Here is a 15,216-nt window from a genome sequence, read left to right as displayed (position 1 = left end):
AACAGAGGAAGCCATCATGTCTCATCCGGTTAGCGAAAAAAGTGCCCTTGTCGTCAGCGCCCACTCGGCCGATTTCGTCTGGCGCGCGGGCGGTGCGATAGCGCTGCATGCCCTGCAGGGCTATCAGGTCCATGTGGTCTGTTTATCCTTTGGCGAGCGCGGCGAGTCCGCCAAACTGTGGCGTAAAGGCAACATGACCGAGGAGGCGGTGAAGCAGGTGCGTCGCGAAGAGGCGCAGGCCGCCGCCGCGATCCTGGGCGCCAGCGTCGAATTCTTTGATATCGGTGACTATCCGCTGCGCGCCGATAAAGAGACGCTATTTCGTCTGGCGGATGTGTATCGCCGTATCCAGCCCCACTTTGTCCTGACGCACTCCCTGCACGATCCCTATAACTACGATCATCCGCTGGCCTCCCATCTGGCGCAGGAAGCACGGATTATCGCCCAGGCAGAAGGCTATCGCCCTGGCGAGAAAATTGTCGCTGCTCCCCCGGTTTACTGTTTCGAACCGCACCAGCCGGAGCAGTGCAACTGGAAACCCGATGTGTTGCTGGACATCACCGCCGTCTGGGAGAAAAAGTATCAGGCCATTCAGTGCATGCAGGGTCAGGAGCATCTGTGGGAATACTACACCCGCGTGGCGCTGCAGCGCGGGGTGCAGGCCAAGCGCAATATCGGCATCACGGCCGCGCGCGATATCGTTCACGGCGAAGCCTTCCAGAGCATCTTCCCCCGCGTAACGGAGAACCTGGCATGAACCTGTTAAATAAAAAAGGCCTTGTGATCCGCCACCTGCCGCGCCATGACGAGGCGGTTTTGCGCCGCTGTGAGGCGGCCGGGGTGGCGACGCTCCATGAAGCCTTGGATCGTCAGGGGCTGATGGGGCCGGCAATCCGTCCGATTCAGCAGGGCGTTAGCCGGGCGGGCAACGCGGTAACCGTGCTGGTGACGCCTGGCGACAATTGGATGTTTCATGTGGCGGTCGAGCAGTGCCGCGCCGGCGATATTCTGGTGGTGGCCCCGACCTCGCCGTGCGGCGATGGCTTCTTCGGCGATCTACTGGCGACGTCTCTCCAATCGCGCGGCGTGGTCGGGCTGGTGGGCGATATCGGCATTCGTGATTCGCAAACGTTGCGGGAAATGGGATTCGCCGTCTGGTCCCGCCAGGTTTATGCCCAGGGGACGGTGAAAGAGAGCCTCGGTTCGGTTAACGTCCCGGTGATATGCGCAGGTCAGCTTGTACAGCCGGGCGATGTCGTAGTGGCCGACGACGATGGCGTCGTGGTGCTGCCTCACGCCCGGGTCCGTGATGTGCTCCATAAAGCGGAAGCCCGCATGAGCAATGAGCTTGCGAAGCGTGAGCGGATGCGCAATGGCGAGCTGGGGCTGGATATTTACGCTATGCGTCCGCGTCTGGCGGAAAAGGGCCTGCGGTATTACGACCGCGCAGACGAGGTGGAGGAATAAATGGCGCAACGCGGAATCCCCTGTCTATGGATGCGCGGCGGCACCTCTAAAGCGGCCTGTTTTCTGGCCGACGATCTGCCTGCCGATCCGGTGCGACGTGATGCGGTGCTGCTGGCGGTGATGGGCTCGCCTGATCCCCGGCAAATTGACGGGATCGGCGGCGCCGATCCGCTGACCAGCAAAGTGGCGATTATCCGCCGCTCCGCACGGCCTGACGCCGATGTGGACTATCTGTTTGCCCAGGTGAACGTGGCGGCGGCTACCGTGGATTATGGCCAAAACTGCGGCAATATTCTCGCCGCCGTTGGCCCTTTCGCCATCGAGCGCGGTCTGGTTCGTCACGATGCGCCGCTCACTCGGGTGCGTATTTTTATGGAGAACACGGGGCAACTGGCGGTGGCAGAGATCCCCTGTGACGCCGACGGGGTCAATTACGTCGGCGAGAGCCGTATCGATGGCGTGCCGGGCAGCGCCAGCCCGATCCTGCTCCATTTTCTTGATGTCGCCGGCTCCAGCTGCGGGGCGCTACTGCCGACCGGCCGGGTCCGTGACCGTTTTGACGGCGTCGAGGTGACCTGCATCGATAACGGAATGCCGGTGATCCTGCTGCGCGCGTGCGACCTCGGTTGCACCGGCTATGAGACGCGCGAACAGCTGGATAATGACGACGCGCTTAAACGTCGCCTGGAGTCGATTCGCCTGCAGGCCGGGCCGCTGATGCAGCTTGGCGACGTCAGCCAGCGCACGGTGCCCAAGATGACCCTGATCGCCGAGCCGCGACACGGCGGCGCCATCAGCAGCCGCACCTTTATCCCCCACCGCTGCCACGCGTCGATCGGCGTATTTGGCGCGGTGAGCGTGGCCAGCGCTTGTCTGCTCCCCGGCTCTGTCGCGCAGGCCCTGGCGCAGGTAGCGCCAGGCGATACGCCGCTGCTCAGCGTCGAGCATCCGACAGGCGAATTTAGCGTGACGCTTCAGCTTGATGCTGACGGCGCCCTGGCTGGCTGCGGCCTGTTACGCACGGCGCGACTGCTGTTTGCTGGCGAGGTTTTTATTCCGGCCCGCGTCTGGCCGCGTGAGGAGTGATGATGACAATCGCGTTTATTGGTTTTGGCGAGGCGGGTGGCATTCTGGCGGCGGATCTGGCCCGTGAGCATGCGGTGACCATTTGGGATTGCAAGCTCAATGGCCCGGAGCGAGAGGCAATGCTCAGGAAAGCCCGTGATTCGCGCGTTCAGGTGGGAAATTCGCTGGCGCAGGCGCTGGAGGGGGCCACGCTGGTTTTTTCTACTGTGACCGCCGGTGAGGCGCTAAAGGTGGCGCAGCAGGCGGCCGCGCTGCTGCAGCCGGGACAATATTTCCTCGATCTCAACTCCGTGGCGCCGGAGACGAAACGGCAGGCGGCTGAACATTTTCTGCCGGGCGCCTACATTGATGTCGCGGTGATGGCGCCGGTACCGCCGGCCCGATTGCAGACACCGTTATTGATCGGCGGGCCGCAGGCGGAGGCGATCGCGCCGCGTCTGCAGGGGCTGGGGCTGAATGCCCGCTATGGCGCCAGTACGGTGGGCCAGGTGTCGGCGATAAAAATGTGCCGTAGCGTGATGATCAAGGGTCTAGAAGCGCTTACCACAGAATGCCTGTTCGCGGCTCGTGAATACGGCGTTGAGGAGGAGGTGCTTAGCTCCTTGCATCATAGTTTTCCCTCTCTGGGCTGGACAGGCGCGTTCCCCGACTATCTGATCAGCCGGGTGGCGGAACATGGCATTCGGCGCAGCGAAGAGATGGAAGAGGTGGTGAAAACCCTGCGTGACGTGGGGAGCGCCGGGATAATGAGCGAGGCGATCGCGAAAAGCCAGCGCCAGCTGCCGGAGCAGATGGCCGCCCGTAGCCTGAGCTACAGGCAGCTGATGCCGTTTGACTGGAAAACGCTGGTCGCGAGGCTGAAATAACCGCTATTTGGCCGGACAGACGATTTTGTCGATTGCGGCCTGGTAGCTTTTCTGGTTATTGCGCTCCTTCGCCAGCGTTGCTTCGCGGACCGCGTTCTTGTTACCGTCGGTCGCCAGCACTTTATTGGCAAAATCGTTGTCGCTGAGGTGGCTTGCTGGCGCGCATTTTTCCTTCACCGCTTTGAGCACCTGCTGTTTTTGCTGCTCGAACTGCAGGCTTTGCAGCGGTGATTCGGCCCACGCCGACGTGGCGCTCAGGGCGGTGACCAGGCATACCATCCAACATGCTTTCATCAGGCTTCTCCTTCCGTAATCGCTTCCGTCAACTATATGCGCAGGCGGGAAAACACGCAAATAGTGGTCAGTTTAACTTATTGAAAATGCGCTTTTTCTCGCCTGCTCAGGCGGCTCTCACCCGCCGCCGCGAGTCGATGGCGATCAGCACCACCGACGCGAGGATCAGCAGAGTGCCCAGCCAGTCCGGCAGCGTGAAGGTGATCCCCAGCAGCAGGAGCGACAGCAGGGCGCTGCTCAGCGGTTCGGCGCAGCTGAGGATCCCGGCCTTTGCGCCGCCAATCTTCTGCGCGCCGTTGAGATAGAGGCTGAAGGTCAGCGAAGTACCGATCACCACCAGGTAGAAAAAAGCTAACAGCAGGCTGCCGTTAACCACAAAATCGGTGCCCTGGCCGCCGTAAAACGGCAATAGCATCGCGCCGCCGAACAGCATGCTCCAGCCGACGATGGGCAGCGTCCCGTAGCGGGCAATCAGCGTTGAAGGATAGGTGGTATAAAACGCGGCGGCAAACGCCGAGGCGATCCCCCAGAACAGCGCCGCCGGCGAAATCGACAGCGTCGTTGGGTTGCCGTGGGTCACCAGCAGAAAGGTGCCCGCCAGCGAGGTGCAGATAGCTCCCAGCACCAGCGGTGTGGGACGCGCTTTGCGGGCGAGGGCGAACCAGGCGACGATGATCGTCGGCGACAGAAACTGCAGCACCGTGGCCGTGGCGGCATTGGATTTTTCAATGGTCATCAGAAAGGTGAACTGCACGGTTAGCGCGCCAAACAGCGAGAAAAACAGCAGGCTTAGGGCGTCGCGGCGGTTTTGCAGCACGCGGAAAATGCGGTCGCCGTGAACAAAGCCGAGCATCAGCAGGATCAGCCCGGCGAACAGCAGACGCGTCATGGTCAGAAACGGCGACGACATCTGGCTTTCCTGCATAATAAATTGCGCACACACCCCGGAACTGCCCCACAGCACGGCGGCAATCAGTACGTTCAGCATCCCTTTTTTGCTGGAGCCCATCTTTTCCTCAAGCGAAATATGACAAAGGGGAATCATAGCATGCGCGCGCCCGGGCGGCGGGGCAGGAAATGGTAGTCGGGCGCGGCGGCGTAACTATTTTGCAGGCCCGGTAAGGCGAAGCCGCCGCCGGGCATTAACCGATAGTCGCGTTCTAGCTTAAATCGACATTTTTACTGCCGAACAGCCAGGTGAGGACAAAGCCGCACAGGTAGGAGACCGCCAGCCCGCCGGCGTAGACCGCCATCCCGGCGTAAATTCCGCTGCCGGAGGTCATCAGCGGCAGCGCCACCAGACCGGACGGGCCGAACACCGTGTTCAGGCCGACCGGCAGCCCCAGCCAGGCGATCAGTCCGACGAAGAACCCGCCGCAGGCGCCGCCGAGGCAGGCGGTGACAAACGGCTTCATCCGCGGCAGGGTGACGCCGTAGATCAGCGGCTCGCCAATCCCGAGGAAGCCCGGAATAATCGCCCCTTTAATCTGGGTTCGCAGCAGCGAATCGCGCTTCGCCCGCCAGAACAGCGCCAGCGCCGCCCCCACCTGCCCGGCCCCGGCCATCGCCAGGATCGGGAACAGCGAGTTAAAGCCCTGGGCGTCCACCAGCGCAAAATAGACCGGGACAAACCCCTGATGGACGCCGAACATCACCGCCAGCAGGAACAGGCCGGCCAGCACCGCCGAGCCAAACGGGTTGCCGTTAAGATGCAGGAACAGCCATGACATGCCGGTAAACAACCAGCCGCCAATCGGCATGATCACCGTAAAGGTCACCGCGCCCATGATCAGCAGCGTCACCGCCGAAGTGAGGATCATATCGAGGTTGGCCGGCATCACCCGCCGCACCTGGCGTTCAACCCACGCGCCAAGGATAGCGGCGATCAGTACGCCGATGATATTGCCGCGCGGATCGATACCATGGCCGAAGAAGGTGGAAATGCCGGCGTAGAAGCCGCTGGTTGCCTCCGGGTTGTAGCCCAGCACGAACAGCGAGGCGATAATCGCGCCGTTCACGCCGGAGCCGCCGAACGCCTTCTGCGCGTTATAGCCAATCAGGATACTCAGAAAGGTGAACATCCCTTTGCTGAAGACCTTCATATAGCCAATCAGCGCCACCAGGCTGGCGTTCGGATGGGCGTTCTCCAGCACGAAAACCTGTTCCGCCAGGGTGGCGAAGCCCAGCAGCAGCCCGACGGCGATAAAGCCGGGGATCAGCGGCGTAAAGATAGTGGCGAATTTGGCGAGAAACTTCTGCACCGCGCTGGTCTGCCTGCCCTTCAGCGCCTGCTTTTTCTCCGCCGCGACGTCGGCCAGCGTCGGCGCGGCGGCGGGCGCCGCCTCCAGCAGGCCGTTCATCATTTCGGCGGCGGTTTGCGCCTTGCCGGGGCCGAGCACCACCTGGAACTGCTCGTCGCTGACGATCACCCCCATCACGCCGTCAATCTGGCGGATGGCGGCGCTGTCGGCCAGACTTTCATCGCGCAGGGTCAAGCGCAGGCGCGTCATGCAGTTGCCCGCCTGCGCGACGTTTGCGGCGCCGCCCACGTGGGCGAGGATCCGCGCTATCATCTCTTTCGTTATTTTTGCCATTGCCCGTTACCTGTCTGTCGGCGCTCAGGTGTTGCTGAGCGCCTTGCGGATATAGCCGTTGTTTTTCGCCAGCAGCGACTGCGCCTCTGCGGCGCTTAAGTCCGCCAGCACCATCACGATCGCCGTTTTACAGTGGCGGCCGCAGGCCTCCAGCGCCTTCTGGGCGGTGGCGCGATCGCAGTCGGTGGCCTCCATCACGATAGAGACCTGGCGCTCAATCAGCTTGGCGTTGGTCGCTTCAACGTCGACCATCAGGTTGCTGTACACCTTGCCGACGCGGATCATCGCCCCGGTGGAGATCATGTTCAGCACCAGCTTCTGCGCGGTGCCGGCTTTCAGGCGGGTAGAGCCAGTGACCACTTCCGGGCCGACTACCGGGGTGATCGCCACGTCCGCCAGCTGGGCCATTTCGCCATGCGGGTTACAGCTGACGATGGCGACAAAGGCATTCTGTCTATGGGCGTATTCCATGGCGCCAATGACGTACGGCGTGCGTCCGCTGGCCGCCAGCCCCACCAGCACATCGCGGTTGCTGAAGTTCAGGTTCTGCAGATCCATCGCCCCCTGCGCTTTGTTGTCTTCCACGTTTTCCACGGCGCTGAGAATCGCTTTATGTCCGCCGGCGATGATCCCCACCACCTGCTCCGGGCGGGTGCCGAAGGTCGGTGGGCATTCACTGGCATCGAGGATCCCCAGACGCCCTGAGGTACCCGCGCCAATGTAAATCAAGCGGCCACCGGCCTGCAGCGCCGCCGCGACCTTATCCACCAGCTCGGCAATCTGCGGCAGATAGGGCGTTATCGCCTGGGCTACCTGCTGGTCTTCCTGGTTTATCACCGTCAGCATCTCGAGGGTGGAGAGGGTGTCAATGTTGGCGCTGTTGGCGTTACGTCGCTCGGTCAGCAGTTTGCTCAGGTCGATACTCATAGAAACCTCGTTATTCTCAGTGGCGCGCAGTATAAGGAATTATTTATTCCTTGCCTGTGAAGAGTATCACGATTAGTACGTGGAGAATAATACGAGAATGGTAGATATGGCGGGAAATAGTGCGGTAATAAATCTGGAATATTTTATTACCGCAGCAGGAGATTAGCGTGCGTCGCGCGGTTTGCTGAGGCCCAGCAGCAGCGCCAGCAGGTAGCAGATGGCCATCGCGAGGCTCATTTTCAGCATCGTTTCGCCGCCGAGACCCGCCAGCGGCGCGGCGATGCCGCCGAAGACAAACATCAGGGTGCCCATCAGCGCGGACGCGGTCCCGGACTGCGCGGCGTCGACGGCGCTCATCGCCTCCGCGCCGGCGACGGTGCTGATGCCGCTCATCAGCGACACGGTAAAGAACAGGCCGACCAGCGCCAGCACCGGCAGATGCAGCCAGGCAAACAGCAGCATGATCGCCGCACAGCTCACGGCCAGCGTCAGGCCGCCGCGCAGCAGGCTTTCGGCGCTAAAGCGGCGCGCCAGACGGGAAAAGATCATCGCGGCGATGATCAGCCCGATACCGTTCAGACCGAACAGCAGACTGAACTGCATGGCGCTCATGCCGTATTCGCTCTGCATCACGAAGGAAGAAGAGCCGATGTAGGAGAACAGCCCGGCCATCATAAAGGCCTGGATCAGGCAGAAGCGCAGAAAGCGGCGATTTTTCAGCACCGGCTGGCCGGGCCGTTGGCGGCTGGCATGCGCCGCTGTGGCCGGGCGCGTTTCCCGCAGGATCGCCAGGCTCATCACCAGCAGCACGCCGCCAATGGCGGCCATCGTCCAGAAGAGAATTCGCCAGTCGAAGGCGGTGATAACGTAGCCGCCCAGCACCGGGGACAGCACCGGCGCAATGCCGTTCACGGTCATCAGCAGGGCGAAAAACTGGGTCAGCAGGGTGCCCTGGTATTTATCGCGGGCGATGGATCGCGACAGCACCGAGCCGCCGGCGCCGGCAAAGCCTTGTAAAAAGCGCCAGACAATCAGCATGTTGATATCGCGGGTCAGGGCGCACATCGCCGAAGAGAAGATAAACAGCAGCAGCGACAGCGCCAGCGGTTTCAGGCGGCCAATGCGGTCGCTCAGCGGGCCGAAAAACAGCTGACCCAGGCCGAGACCAATCAGCGCGGCGGTCAACGACAGCTGGGTCTGGGTGCTGGTGGCCTGCAGCTGCTGAGTGATCTCCGGCAGCGCCGGTAGATAAAAATCCGTGCACAGCGGGCCGATACCCGACAGCAGGCCGAGGATCAGCGCCCAGGAGAGGGAAACACGTGCCATAACGATTCCTTGTAGAGGCTGGGCTCGGTCGCCCGGCGGGTAAGTTTAACTGGCGCCGCCGCCCAGCGACTGCCAGAGGGTGATCCGGTTATTGAGGTCGGTCTGCTGCAGGGACAGCAGCGTCGTTTTCGCCGACCACAGCGTGCGCTGAGCGGTGAGCACCGACAGATAATCGCCGACCCCGGCCTGATAGCTCTTCATGGCGATATCCAGCGATGTCTGCTCGGCGGCGACATACTGCCGCTGAGCATCAAGCTCTTCGCTCAGCGTTTCCCGGCGCGCCAGCGCATCGGCAACGTCCTTAAACGCGCTCTGAATCGATTTCTCGTAGGTGGCGATCAGCCCCTTTTTCTCCGCTTCCGCATAGCGCAGCTGCGCCAGGTTGCTGCCGCCGGTGAACAGCGGCAGGCTGATGGAGGGGGCGAACGACCACACCTGCATCCCGTGGCTGAACAGCGACGACAGCGAGTCGCTGCCGACCCCGGCGCTGGCGGTCAGGGAAATCGACGGGAAGAAGTTCGCCCGCGCCGCGCCGATATCGGCATTGGCGCTCTTCAGATTGTGCTCCGCTTCCTGAATGTCCGGCCGACGCAGCAGCACCGACGACGACACGCCCGCCGGCACCAGCGCGATGCTGTTATCCCCGAGACTCTCGAGAGTGCCGGGCAGCAGGCTCTCCGGCACGGTTTCCCCCGCCAGCAGGTTAATGGCGTTTTTATCCTGCGCCACCAGCGTGCGATAGCTGGCGACGCTGGCGCGCGCCTGCTGATAGACGCTTTCCGCCGAGCTTACATCGCCGGCTGAGGCGGTGCCAACCGCCATCTGGCGGGCGACGATGTTGCGCGAGTTTGCCGCGCTGTCCATGGTCTGCTGCGCCAGCGCCAGATTGCTGTTATCCGTCGCCAGCGTCACCCAGGCGGTGGTCAAATCGGCAATCATCGTCAGCCGGGTATTCTGCGCGGTGAATTCGCTGGCAAGCCAGGTTTCGCGCGCCGCGCGCGACAGGCTCTGGTTCTTGCCGAACAAGTCCAGTTCGAAGCTGGAGACCGCGCCGTCGGCCTGTGAAGCGGAGCTCAGGCCACTGGCCACCGTTTTGCTGCGGGTGTGGCTCAGTTCGGCATCAACGGTGGGAAACAGCGATGCCCGCGTTTCGCCATACTGGGCGCGCGCGGCCTCGATATCGGCCAGCGCCTTTTGCACATCGCGGTTGCTGTTCAGCGCGATGCTGACCACTTTTTTCAGCCGCGCGTCATTGACCACTTTCTGCCAGTCGCCGACCACCGCCGTCGATTCGCCGTGCGCCCCGGGCAGGGTGGCCGGCACCGGCGCGGCCGGGCGATCATAATGCGGGTCAAGCGAGACGCAGCCCGCGGTCAGGAGCGCGATAAACATAAAACTCAAACGAAACATACCTTACTCCTGAGAAGGACGTTGGCGGGTGAAGAGACGTTTCACCAGCACGAAGAACAGCGGTACGAAGAACACCGCCAGCAGGGTGGCCGTCAGGGTGCCGCCGATAATCCCGGTGCCGATCGCCACGCGGCTGTTGGCTCCGGCGCCGGTGGCGATGGCCAGCGGCAGCACCCCGGCGATAAACGCCAGCGAGGTCATGACAATCGGGCGCAGGCGAGTCTGCGCGGCGCGGATCGCCGCCCGGGAGAGCGAATACCCCTCATCCACGGCGGATTCAGCGAACTCCACGATCAGGATGGCGTTTTTCGACGACAGGCCGATGGTGGTCAGCAGCGCCACCTGGAAGTAGACGTCGTTGCTTAAGCCGCGCAGCGTCGCCGCCAGCGCCGCGCCAAGCAGGCCGAGCGGGATGACCATGATCACCGAGAACGGCACCGACCAGCTCTCATACAGCGCCGCCAGGCACAGGAACACCACCAGAATCGAGATGGCGTACAGGCTCATCGCCTGGCCGCTGGCCAGCTTTTCCTGCAGCGAAATGCCGCTCCACGCCCAGGTGGAGCCCGCCGGCAGGCTGTCGGCCAGCTTTTCCATCTTGTCCATCGCCGCGCCGGAGCTGAAGCCGGCGGCGTTTTCGCCCTGGATCTCAAAGGCGGCGGAGCCGTTGTAGCGCACCAGGCTTTCCGGGCCGTATTGCCAGTGGGTGGTGGCGAAGGCGGAGAACGGCGTCATGCTGTTATCGCTGCCGCGAACGAACCATTTGCCAAGGTCCGACGGCACCGCGCGCGCGTCGCTTTCGCCCTGGATATAGACCTTTTTCACCCGGCCGCGATCGATAAAGTCATTCACGTAGGTACCGCCCCAGGCGCTGGAGAGCGTATCGGTCACGTCGCTCAGCGACAGCCCCAGCGAGACGGCTTTGTTGTTGTCGATATCCACCTGCAGCTGCGGCATCTGCGGCAGATCGTTAGCGCGCACCGACTGCAGTTCGCTGCTCTGGTTGGCCGCCGCCAGCAGCTGGCTGCGCAGCTTCATCAGGCTGTCACGGTCGGTACCGCCGCTGGCCATCAGTTCGAAGGTGAAGCCGTTGCTCTGCCCGAGACCGTCTACCGACGGCGGGGTCATGGCGAAGAGGGTGGCGTCGCGGATCGTCCCCAGCTCTTTGGTGGCGCGCAGGGCAATGGCCTGGGCGGTATTATCGTCCCCTTTGCGCTGCGACCAGTTTTTCAGCGACACGAAGGCCATCCCGGCGTTCTGCCCGCTGCCGCTAAAGCTGAAGCCGTCGACGGTGAAAATGACATCGGTATTGGCTTTCTCTTTGGTGAGGAACCAGTCGGTGACCTGGCGGCGCACCTCGGCGGTACGCACCGCCGTCGCCCCGGCGGGCAGGGTGTACTGGACCATGATCTCCCCCTGGTCCTCCACCGGCAGGAAGCTGCCCGGCAGCTTCCACATCGCCAGCGCCATCGCCCCGCAAATCAGCGCGTAAGCGCCCATCATCACTGCGCCCCGGCGCAGGCCGCCGAGCACCCGGCGCTGGTAGCCCGCCTCCGTACGTCCCCACAGGCGGTTAAAGGCGCCGAAGAACCCTTTGGTGTGCGGTTTGGAGTGGCTGAGCAGCGCGCCGCACAGCGCCGGGGTGAGGGTCAGCGCTACCACTACCGACAGCATCATCGCCGAGATAATGGTTACCGAGAACTGGCGATAGATGACCCCAGTCGAACCGCCGAAGAAGGCCATCGGCAGGAACACCGCCGACAGCACCAGGGCAATCGCCACCAGCGCGCCGGAGATTTCGCCCATCGATTTTTCGGTGGCTTCGCGAGCGGGGAGCCCTTCGTCGCGCATAATGCGCTCGACGTTCTCCACCACCACGATGGCGTCATCCACCAGCAGGCCGATCGCTAGCACCATGGCGAACAGCGTCAGGGTGTTAATCGAGTAGCCGAACAGGGCCAGCACGCCGAAGGTGCCAAGCAGCACCACCGGCACCGCTACCGCCGGAATGAGCGTCGCGCGGAAGTTCTGCAGGAACAGATACATCACGCAGACGACGAGGATAATCGCTTCGAACAGGGTCTGAATCACGTCCTCGACCGAGATTTTGATGAACTCGGTGCTGTCCTTCGGATAGGCAATATCGTAACCCTGCGGCATCTGACGCTGGAATTCGGCGATTTTGCTTTTCACCAGCGTCGCGGTGTCCAGCGCGTTGGCGCCGGGGGCCATCATCACCGCGATCCCGGCGGCCGGGTGGCCGTTCAGATTGGCGGTGGCGGTGTAATCCTCGCTACCCATCTCCACCCGCGCGACATCGCTCAGGCGCACTACCGAGCCGTCGGCCTGGCTTTTCACGATGATCGCTTTGAACTGGTCAGGGGTTTGCAGCCGGGACTGCGCGCGCACGGTGGCGGTTAATTGCTGGGCATTGGACGACGGTAGCGCGCCGATTTTACCGGCGGAAACCTGCACGTTCTGCGCCTCAATCGCCGACTGGACGTCGGAAGGCATCAGCGAGTAGGAGGCGAGTTTGGTCGGGTCCATCCAGACGCGCATCGCGTATTCGGCACCGAATACCTGCAGGCTGCCGACGCCCTCCACGCGCGCCAGCGGGTCCTGCATATTGCTGACCAGCCAGTCGGAGATATCGGAGCTGGTGGCGCGGTTGGTTTTGTCATACACCGCAAGGATCAGCAGAAAGCTGCTCTGCGATTTTTCCACCGTTACGCCGGACTGCTGGACTTCGCTCGGCAGCCGCGATTCCGCCTGCTGCACTTTGTTTTGTACCTGCACCTGGGCGGTGTCCGGGTCGGTCCCCTGCTCAAAGGTGACGGTGATGCTGACCGAGCCGTCGGAGCTGCTGGTGGAGCTGAAGTAGAGCAGATGGTCGAGGCCGGTGAGCTGCTGCTCGATGACCTGGGTGACGCTGTTCTCCAGGGTTTCGGCGGACGCCCCGGTATAGGTGGCGGAGATTTTCACCGCCGGCGGGGCGACATCCGGGTACTGGCCTACCGGCAGCGTGCGGATCGCCAGCACCCCGGCGAGCATAATCAGAATGGCGATCACCCAGGCAAAGACCGGGCGACGCACGAAGAAACGGGAGAACATCAGGCGTTGCCTCCGTTATTGTTGACGGCGACGGCCTTCACTGTCTGTCCGGGGGCCACTTTACCGGTGCCTTCGACAATCAGCTTGTCGCCCGCTTTCAGGCCGCTCAGCACCAGCCATTTATCGCCGTAGGTGTCGCCGGTTTCCACGGTACGCTGCTCAACTTTGTTGGCGGCATCGACCACCAGCGCCGTGGCGTCGCCTTTGGCATCGCGGGTGATCCCCTGCTGCGGGGCGAGGATCGCGTCGTTCATGATGCCTTCATCGATGCGCGCGCGGACGAACATCCCCGGCAGCAGGACGTGCTGCGGGTTGGGGAAGATAGCGCGCAGGGTCACCGAGCCGGTGGATTCATCGACGGCGACTTCGGTGAGCGCCAGACGCCCTTTTTCCTGGTAGGTACTGCCATCTTCCAGGGTTAACGTCACGCTGAGGGTGTCGCTGTTGCTGGCCAGGCTTTGTTTGCGTAAACGCAGGAGATCGACGCTGGATCGCGTCAGATCGACATACATGGTGTCGAGCCCGCGGATCGTCGCCAGCGCGGTATCCTGATCGGCGGAGACCAGCGCCCCCGGCGTAACCGACGAGATGCCGATGCGCCCGGCTATCGGCGCGGTGACGGTGGTCCAGTTCAGGTTAATGCGCGCGCTCTCCAGCGCCGCTTTCTTCGATTCCACGCTGGCCTTGTCCTGGGCGCAGGTGGAGGCGGCGTCGTCAGCATCCTGGCGGGAAACGCCGTTATCCCTGACCAGCGACGCGTAGCGCTGGGCCTTCTGGCAATCGGAGACCACCAGCGCCTGGGCCTGTTTCAGCGCCGCCGCCGCTTCGTTCCAGGTCGCGCGATAGCTGGAGGGATCGATCTGGTAAAGGGCCTGCCCGGCCTTCACCATATCGCCTTCGGTAAACAGGCGTTTCTGGATGATGCCGCCCACCTGCGGGCGAACTTCGGCGCTGAGCGAGGCGGTGGTGCGGCCGGTGAGCTGGCTGACTACCGGCACCGGCTGGCTTTGCAGGGTGACCACGCCCACTTCCGGCGTGGGTTGCTGCGGAGCAGATGTCTGCGCATTATCGCATCCGCTAAGGAGAAATAATGCTGTCGCGATGGGAGCTATGATGTATTTCATTATATTTTCTCAAGATATAAGACGTCCGCCCCGTTTATTTAAAAACGAGGGAATAGGTTGGGCGCTGAGGCATTTTCGGGTGAGCGAAAATGACAAAAAAGGAACACAGATGTTCCTGAACGTGATTGTTATTGTGTCTCCGCTGAAGCCAACCTCTTCGGTCTTCAGGAGGTGAAAAGCGCATCTCCTCTGGTTTTGTAGTGAGAATGATCATTCTCATTTTTCCCCATTATACGATCCATCGCGATAATGGAAAGGTTTTTTTGCTTACTTTTAGAACGCAAAAAATTAAGGCAAATAATCATGGAGAAAATAAGAATATTTTGTGAAAGTGGAGAGGGGAAATAACCATTCGGCAGCGCGATACTGGAGATAGTTAATGACACTAATCATTACAAAAAGCATTAACCCCGACGATCAACAAGAATTGTTTGCCGGTCTGCGGCAGTATAATCAGCAGTATCTCGATGCGGCGCAGTTTGGCGATCTGGGGATTTACTCGCGCGATGCGCAAGGGGTAATGCAGGGCGGGCTGATTGCCAAACGCAAGGGCAACTGGCTGTGCATTGAGTATCTGTGGGTTAGCGAGACGACGCGCGGGCGCGGGCTGGGGAGCGAGCTGATGCAGGAGGCGGAACAGCAGGCGCAGGCGCAAGGCTGCAGCCATCTGCTGGTGGATACCTTTAGCTTCCAGGCGCTGCCGTTTTATCAGAAATTAGGCTATCAGCTGCAGATGTCGCTGCCCGACTTCCCGCACGCAGGCATGCAGCGCCACTATTTGTCGAAGGCGCTGTAACGATCCTGGTATCCCCGGGCGGTCAGGTACCGTACCTGTGGTTGTGCCGGATGGCGGCATAAAGGCCTTATCCGGCCTACCTTCCGAGCGGCCTGTTATTGATATACCCACTTGCGCGACTGAAACTGCCGGTGCTGGCGGCCTCAAAATCGCTGAGACGTTCCCGGAAGGCCGGGGCAGCCCGCATGGATGCGGGCTGAGGGCCGTGTTTTGCA

Annotated in this window: 15 protein-coding genes; 6 read left to right on the top strand and 9 right to left on the bottom strand. The window is 62.0% G+C overall.

Going from position 1 to position 15,216, the window contains the following annotated elements; all coding sequences use genetic code 11:
• Nucleotides 1–16 precede the first annotated feature (16 nt).
• The 4 genes from galB to BHE81_RS22380 are packed head-to-tail and all read left to right on the top strand — an operon-like array spanning nucleotide 17 to nucleotide 3,419.
• Complete coding sequence (gene galB, locus BHE81_RS22395) at nucleotides 17–757, top strand: 4-oxalmesaconate hydratase (protein WP_002923146.1); 741 nt, start codon at nucleotides 17–19, stop codon at nucleotides 755–757.
• A complete protein-coding gene (locus BHE81_RS22390) occupies nucleotides 754–1,467 on the top strand; it encodes a 4-carboxy-4-hydroxy-2-oxoadipate aldolase/oxaloacetate decarboxylase (RefSeq protein WP_021440931.1) in 714 nt (237 codons plus the stop codon). Before galB ends, BHE81_RS22390 begins: the two co-directional genes overlap by 4 nt.
• Complete coding sequence (locus BHE81_RS22385) at nucleotides 1,468–2,553, top strand: 4-oxalomesaconate tautomerase (protein WP_032428449.1); 1,086 nt, start codon at nucleotides 1,468–1,470, stop codon at nucleotides 2,551–2,553. It abuts the gene before it with no gap.
• A 2-nt stretch (nucleotides 2,554–2,555) separates the two neighbouring features.
• A complete protein-coding gene (locus BHE81_RS22380; RefSeq protein ID WP_032428448.1) occupies nucleotides 2,556–3,419 on the top strand; it encodes an NAD(P)-dependent oxidoreductase in 864 nt (287 codons plus the stop codon).
• 3 nt (nucleotides 3,420–3,422) lie between these two features.
• Here BHE81_RS22380 and BHE81_RS22375 read toward each other — a convergent pair whose 3' ends face one another.
• From BHE81_RS22375 to eefA, 8 genes are all read right to left on the bottom strand, one after another.
• A complete protein-coding gene (locus BHE81_RS22375; RefSeq protein ID WP_002923120.1) occupies nucleotides 3,423–3,713 on the bottom strand; it encodes a YicS family protein in 291 nt (96 codons plus the stop codon).
• A gap of 106 nt (nucleotides 3,714–3,819) precedes the next feature.
• Nucleotides 3,820–4,722, bottom strand: a complete 903-nt coding sequence (locus BHE81_RS22370; RefSeq protein ID WP_002923118.1) for a DMT family transporter — start codon at nucleotides 4,720–4,722, stop codon at nucleotides 3,820–3,822.
• A 151-nt stretch (nucleotides 4,723–4,873) separates the two neighbouring features.
• Nucleotides 4,874–6,307: a PTS N-acetylmuramic acid transporter subunit IIBC gene (gene murP / locus BHE81_RS22365; RefSeq protein ID WP_004150245.1), complete on the bottom strand. Its 1,434-nt coding sequence runs from the start codon at nucleotides 6,305–6,307 to the stop codon at nucleotides 4,874–4,876.
• A 24-nt stretch (nucleotides 6,308–6,331) separates the two neighbouring features.
• Nucleotides 6,332–7,234 (bottom strand): N-acetylmuramic acid 6-phosphate etherase, encoded by a 903-nt coding sequence (gene murQ / locus BHE81_RS22360; protein WP_021440928.1) that lies wholly within the window; start codon nucleotides 7,232–7,234, stop codon nucleotides 6,332–6,334.
• Between the two features lie 162 nt (nucleotides 7,235–7,396).
• Nucleotides 7,397–8,560: a multidrug effflux MFS transporter gene (locus BHE81_RS22355; RefSeq protein ID WP_002923107.1), complete on the bottom strand. Its 1,164-nt coding sequence runs from the start codon at nucleotides 8,558–8,560 to the stop codon at nucleotides 7,397–7,399.
• A gap of 45 nt (nucleotides 8,561–8,605) precedes the next feature.
• Nucleotides 8,606–9,970: a multidrug efflux RND transporter outer membrane subunit EefC gene (gene eefC, locus BHE81_RS22350; RefSeq protein ID WP_004889164.1), complete on the bottom strand. Its 1,365-nt coding sequence runs from the start codon at nucleotides 9,968–9,970 to the stop codon at nucleotides 8,606–8,608.
• A 3-nt stretch (nucleotides 9,971–9,973) separates the two neighbouring features.
• Nucleotides 9,974–13,081, bottom strand: coding sequence for a multidrug efflux RND transporter permease subunit EefB (gene eefB, locus BHE81_RS22345; RefSeq protein ID WP_004151514.1), 3,108 nt, complete (start codon nucleotides 13,079–13,081; stop codon nucleotides 9,974–9,976).
• Nucleotides 13,081–14,205: a multidrug efflux RND transporter periplasmic adaptor subunit EefA gene (gene eefA, locus BHE81_RS22340; RefSeq protein WP_016529678.1), complete on the bottom strand. Its 1,125-nt coding sequence runs from the start codon at nucleotides 14,203–14,205 to the stop codon at nucleotides 13,081–13,083. Before eefA ends, eefB begins: the two co-directional genes overlap by 1 nt.
• A 206-nt stretch (nucleotides 14,206–14,411) precedes the next feature.
• Between eefA and BHE81_RS28365 the strand changes: the two genes are divergently transcribed.
• The gene (locus tag BHE81_RS28365) at nucleotides 14,412–14,534 is read left to right on the top strand and encodes a hypothetical protein (RefSeq protein ID WP_032412474.1); all 123 of its coding nucleotides are present in this window, start codon (nucleotides 14,412–14,414) and stop codon (nucleotides 14,532–14,534) included.
• On the opposite strand, the gene BHE81_RS28360 is transcribed toward BHE81_RS28365, so the two are convergent.
• Nucleotides 14,494–14,610, bottom strand: a complete 117-nt coding sequence (locus BHE81_RS28360; RefSeq protein WP_032428455.1) for a hypothetical protein — start codon at nucleotides 14,608–14,610, stop codon at nucleotides 14,494–14,496. The two genes, BHE81_RS28365 and BHE81_RS28360, sit on opposite strands and share 41 nt — an antisense overlap.
• Here BHE81_RS28360 and BHE81_RS22330 point away from each other — a divergent pair.
• Nucleotides 14,585–15,001 (top strand): GNAT family N-acetyltransferase, encoded by a 417-nt coding sequence (locus BHE81_RS22330; RefSeq protein WP_004173879.1) that lies wholly within the window; start codon nucleotides 14,585–14,587, stop codon nucleotides 14,999–15,001. The two genes, BHE81_RS28360 and BHE81_RS22330, sit on opposite strands and share 26 nt — an antisense overlap.
• The last annotated feature ends 215 nt before the right edge of the window (nucleotides 15,002–15,216 follow it).

Origin of the sequence: Klebsiella sp. AqSCr (genome assembly GCF_008452795.1) — a bacterium.
Classification (GTDB): domain Bacteria; phylum Pseudomonadota; class Gammaproteobacteria; order Enterobacterales; family Enterobacteriaceae; genus Klebsiella; species Klebsiella pneumoniae.
Note: the sequence above shows the minus strand (reverse complement) of the source record. Positions and strands in the feature narration are given on the sequence as shown.

Bases quoted from the DNA above. Each gene is read 5' to 3' on its own strand.
- eefC (WP_004889164.1), bottom strand. From the start codon at position 9,970: ATGTTTCGTTTGAGTTTTATGTTTATCGCGCTCCTGACCGCGGGCTGC.
- BHE81_RS28360 (WP_032428455.1), bottom strand. From the start codon at position 14,610: ATGCTTTTTGTAATGATTAGTGTCATTAACTATCTCCAGTATCGCGCT.
- BHE81_RS22380 (WP_032428448.1), top strand. From the start codon at position 2,556: ATGACAATCGCGTTTATTGGTTTTGGCGAGGCGGGTGGCATTCTGGCG.
- murP (WP_004150245.1), bottom strand. From the start codon at position 6,307: ATGGCAAAAATAACGAAAGAGATGATAGCGCGGATCCTCGCCCACGTG.
- BHE81_RS22375 (WP_002923120.1), bottom strand. From the start codon at position 3,713: ATGAAAGCATGTTGGATGGTATGCCTGGTCACCGCCCTGAGCGCCACG.
- BHE81_RS28365 (WP_032412474.1), top strand. From the start codon at position 14,412: ATGATCATTCTCATTTTTCCCCATTATACGATCCATCGCGATAATGGA.
- galB (WP_002923146.1), top strand. From the start codon at position 17: ATGTCTCATCCGGTTAGCGAAAAAAGTGCCCTTGTCGTCAGCGCCCAC.
- BHE81_RS22390 (WP_021440931.1), top strand. From the start codon at position 754: ATGAACCTGTTAAATAAAAAAGGCCTTGTGATCCGCCACCTGCCGCGC.
- BHE81_RS22370 (WP_002923118.1), bottom strand. From the start codon at position 4,722: ATGGGCTCCAGCAAAAAAGGGATGCTGAACGTACTGATTGCCGCCGTG.
- BHE81_RS22355 (WP_002923107.1), bottom strand. From the start codon at position 8,560: ATGGCACGTGTTTCCCTCTCCTGGGCGCTGATCCTCGGCCTGCTGTCG.
- eefA (WP_016529678.1), bottom strand. From the start codon at position 14,205: ATGAAATACATCATAGCTCCCATCGCGACAGCATTATTTCTCCTTAGC.
- BHE81_RS22385 (WP_032428449.1), top strand. From the start codon at position 1,468: ATGGCGCAACGCGGAATCCCCTGTCTATGGATGCGCGGCGGCACCTCT.
- eefB (WP_004151514.1), bottom strand. From the start codon at position 13,081: ATGTTCTCCCGTTTCTTCGTGCGTCGCCCGGTCTTTGCCTGGGTGATC.
- BHE81_RS22330 (WP_004173879.1), top strand. From the start codon at position 14,585: ATGACACTAATCATTACAAAAAGCATTAACCCCGACGATCAACAAGAA.
- murQ (WP_021440928.1), bottom strand. From the start codon at position 7,234: ATGAGTATCGACCTGAGCAAACTGCTGACCGAGCGACGTAACGCCAAC.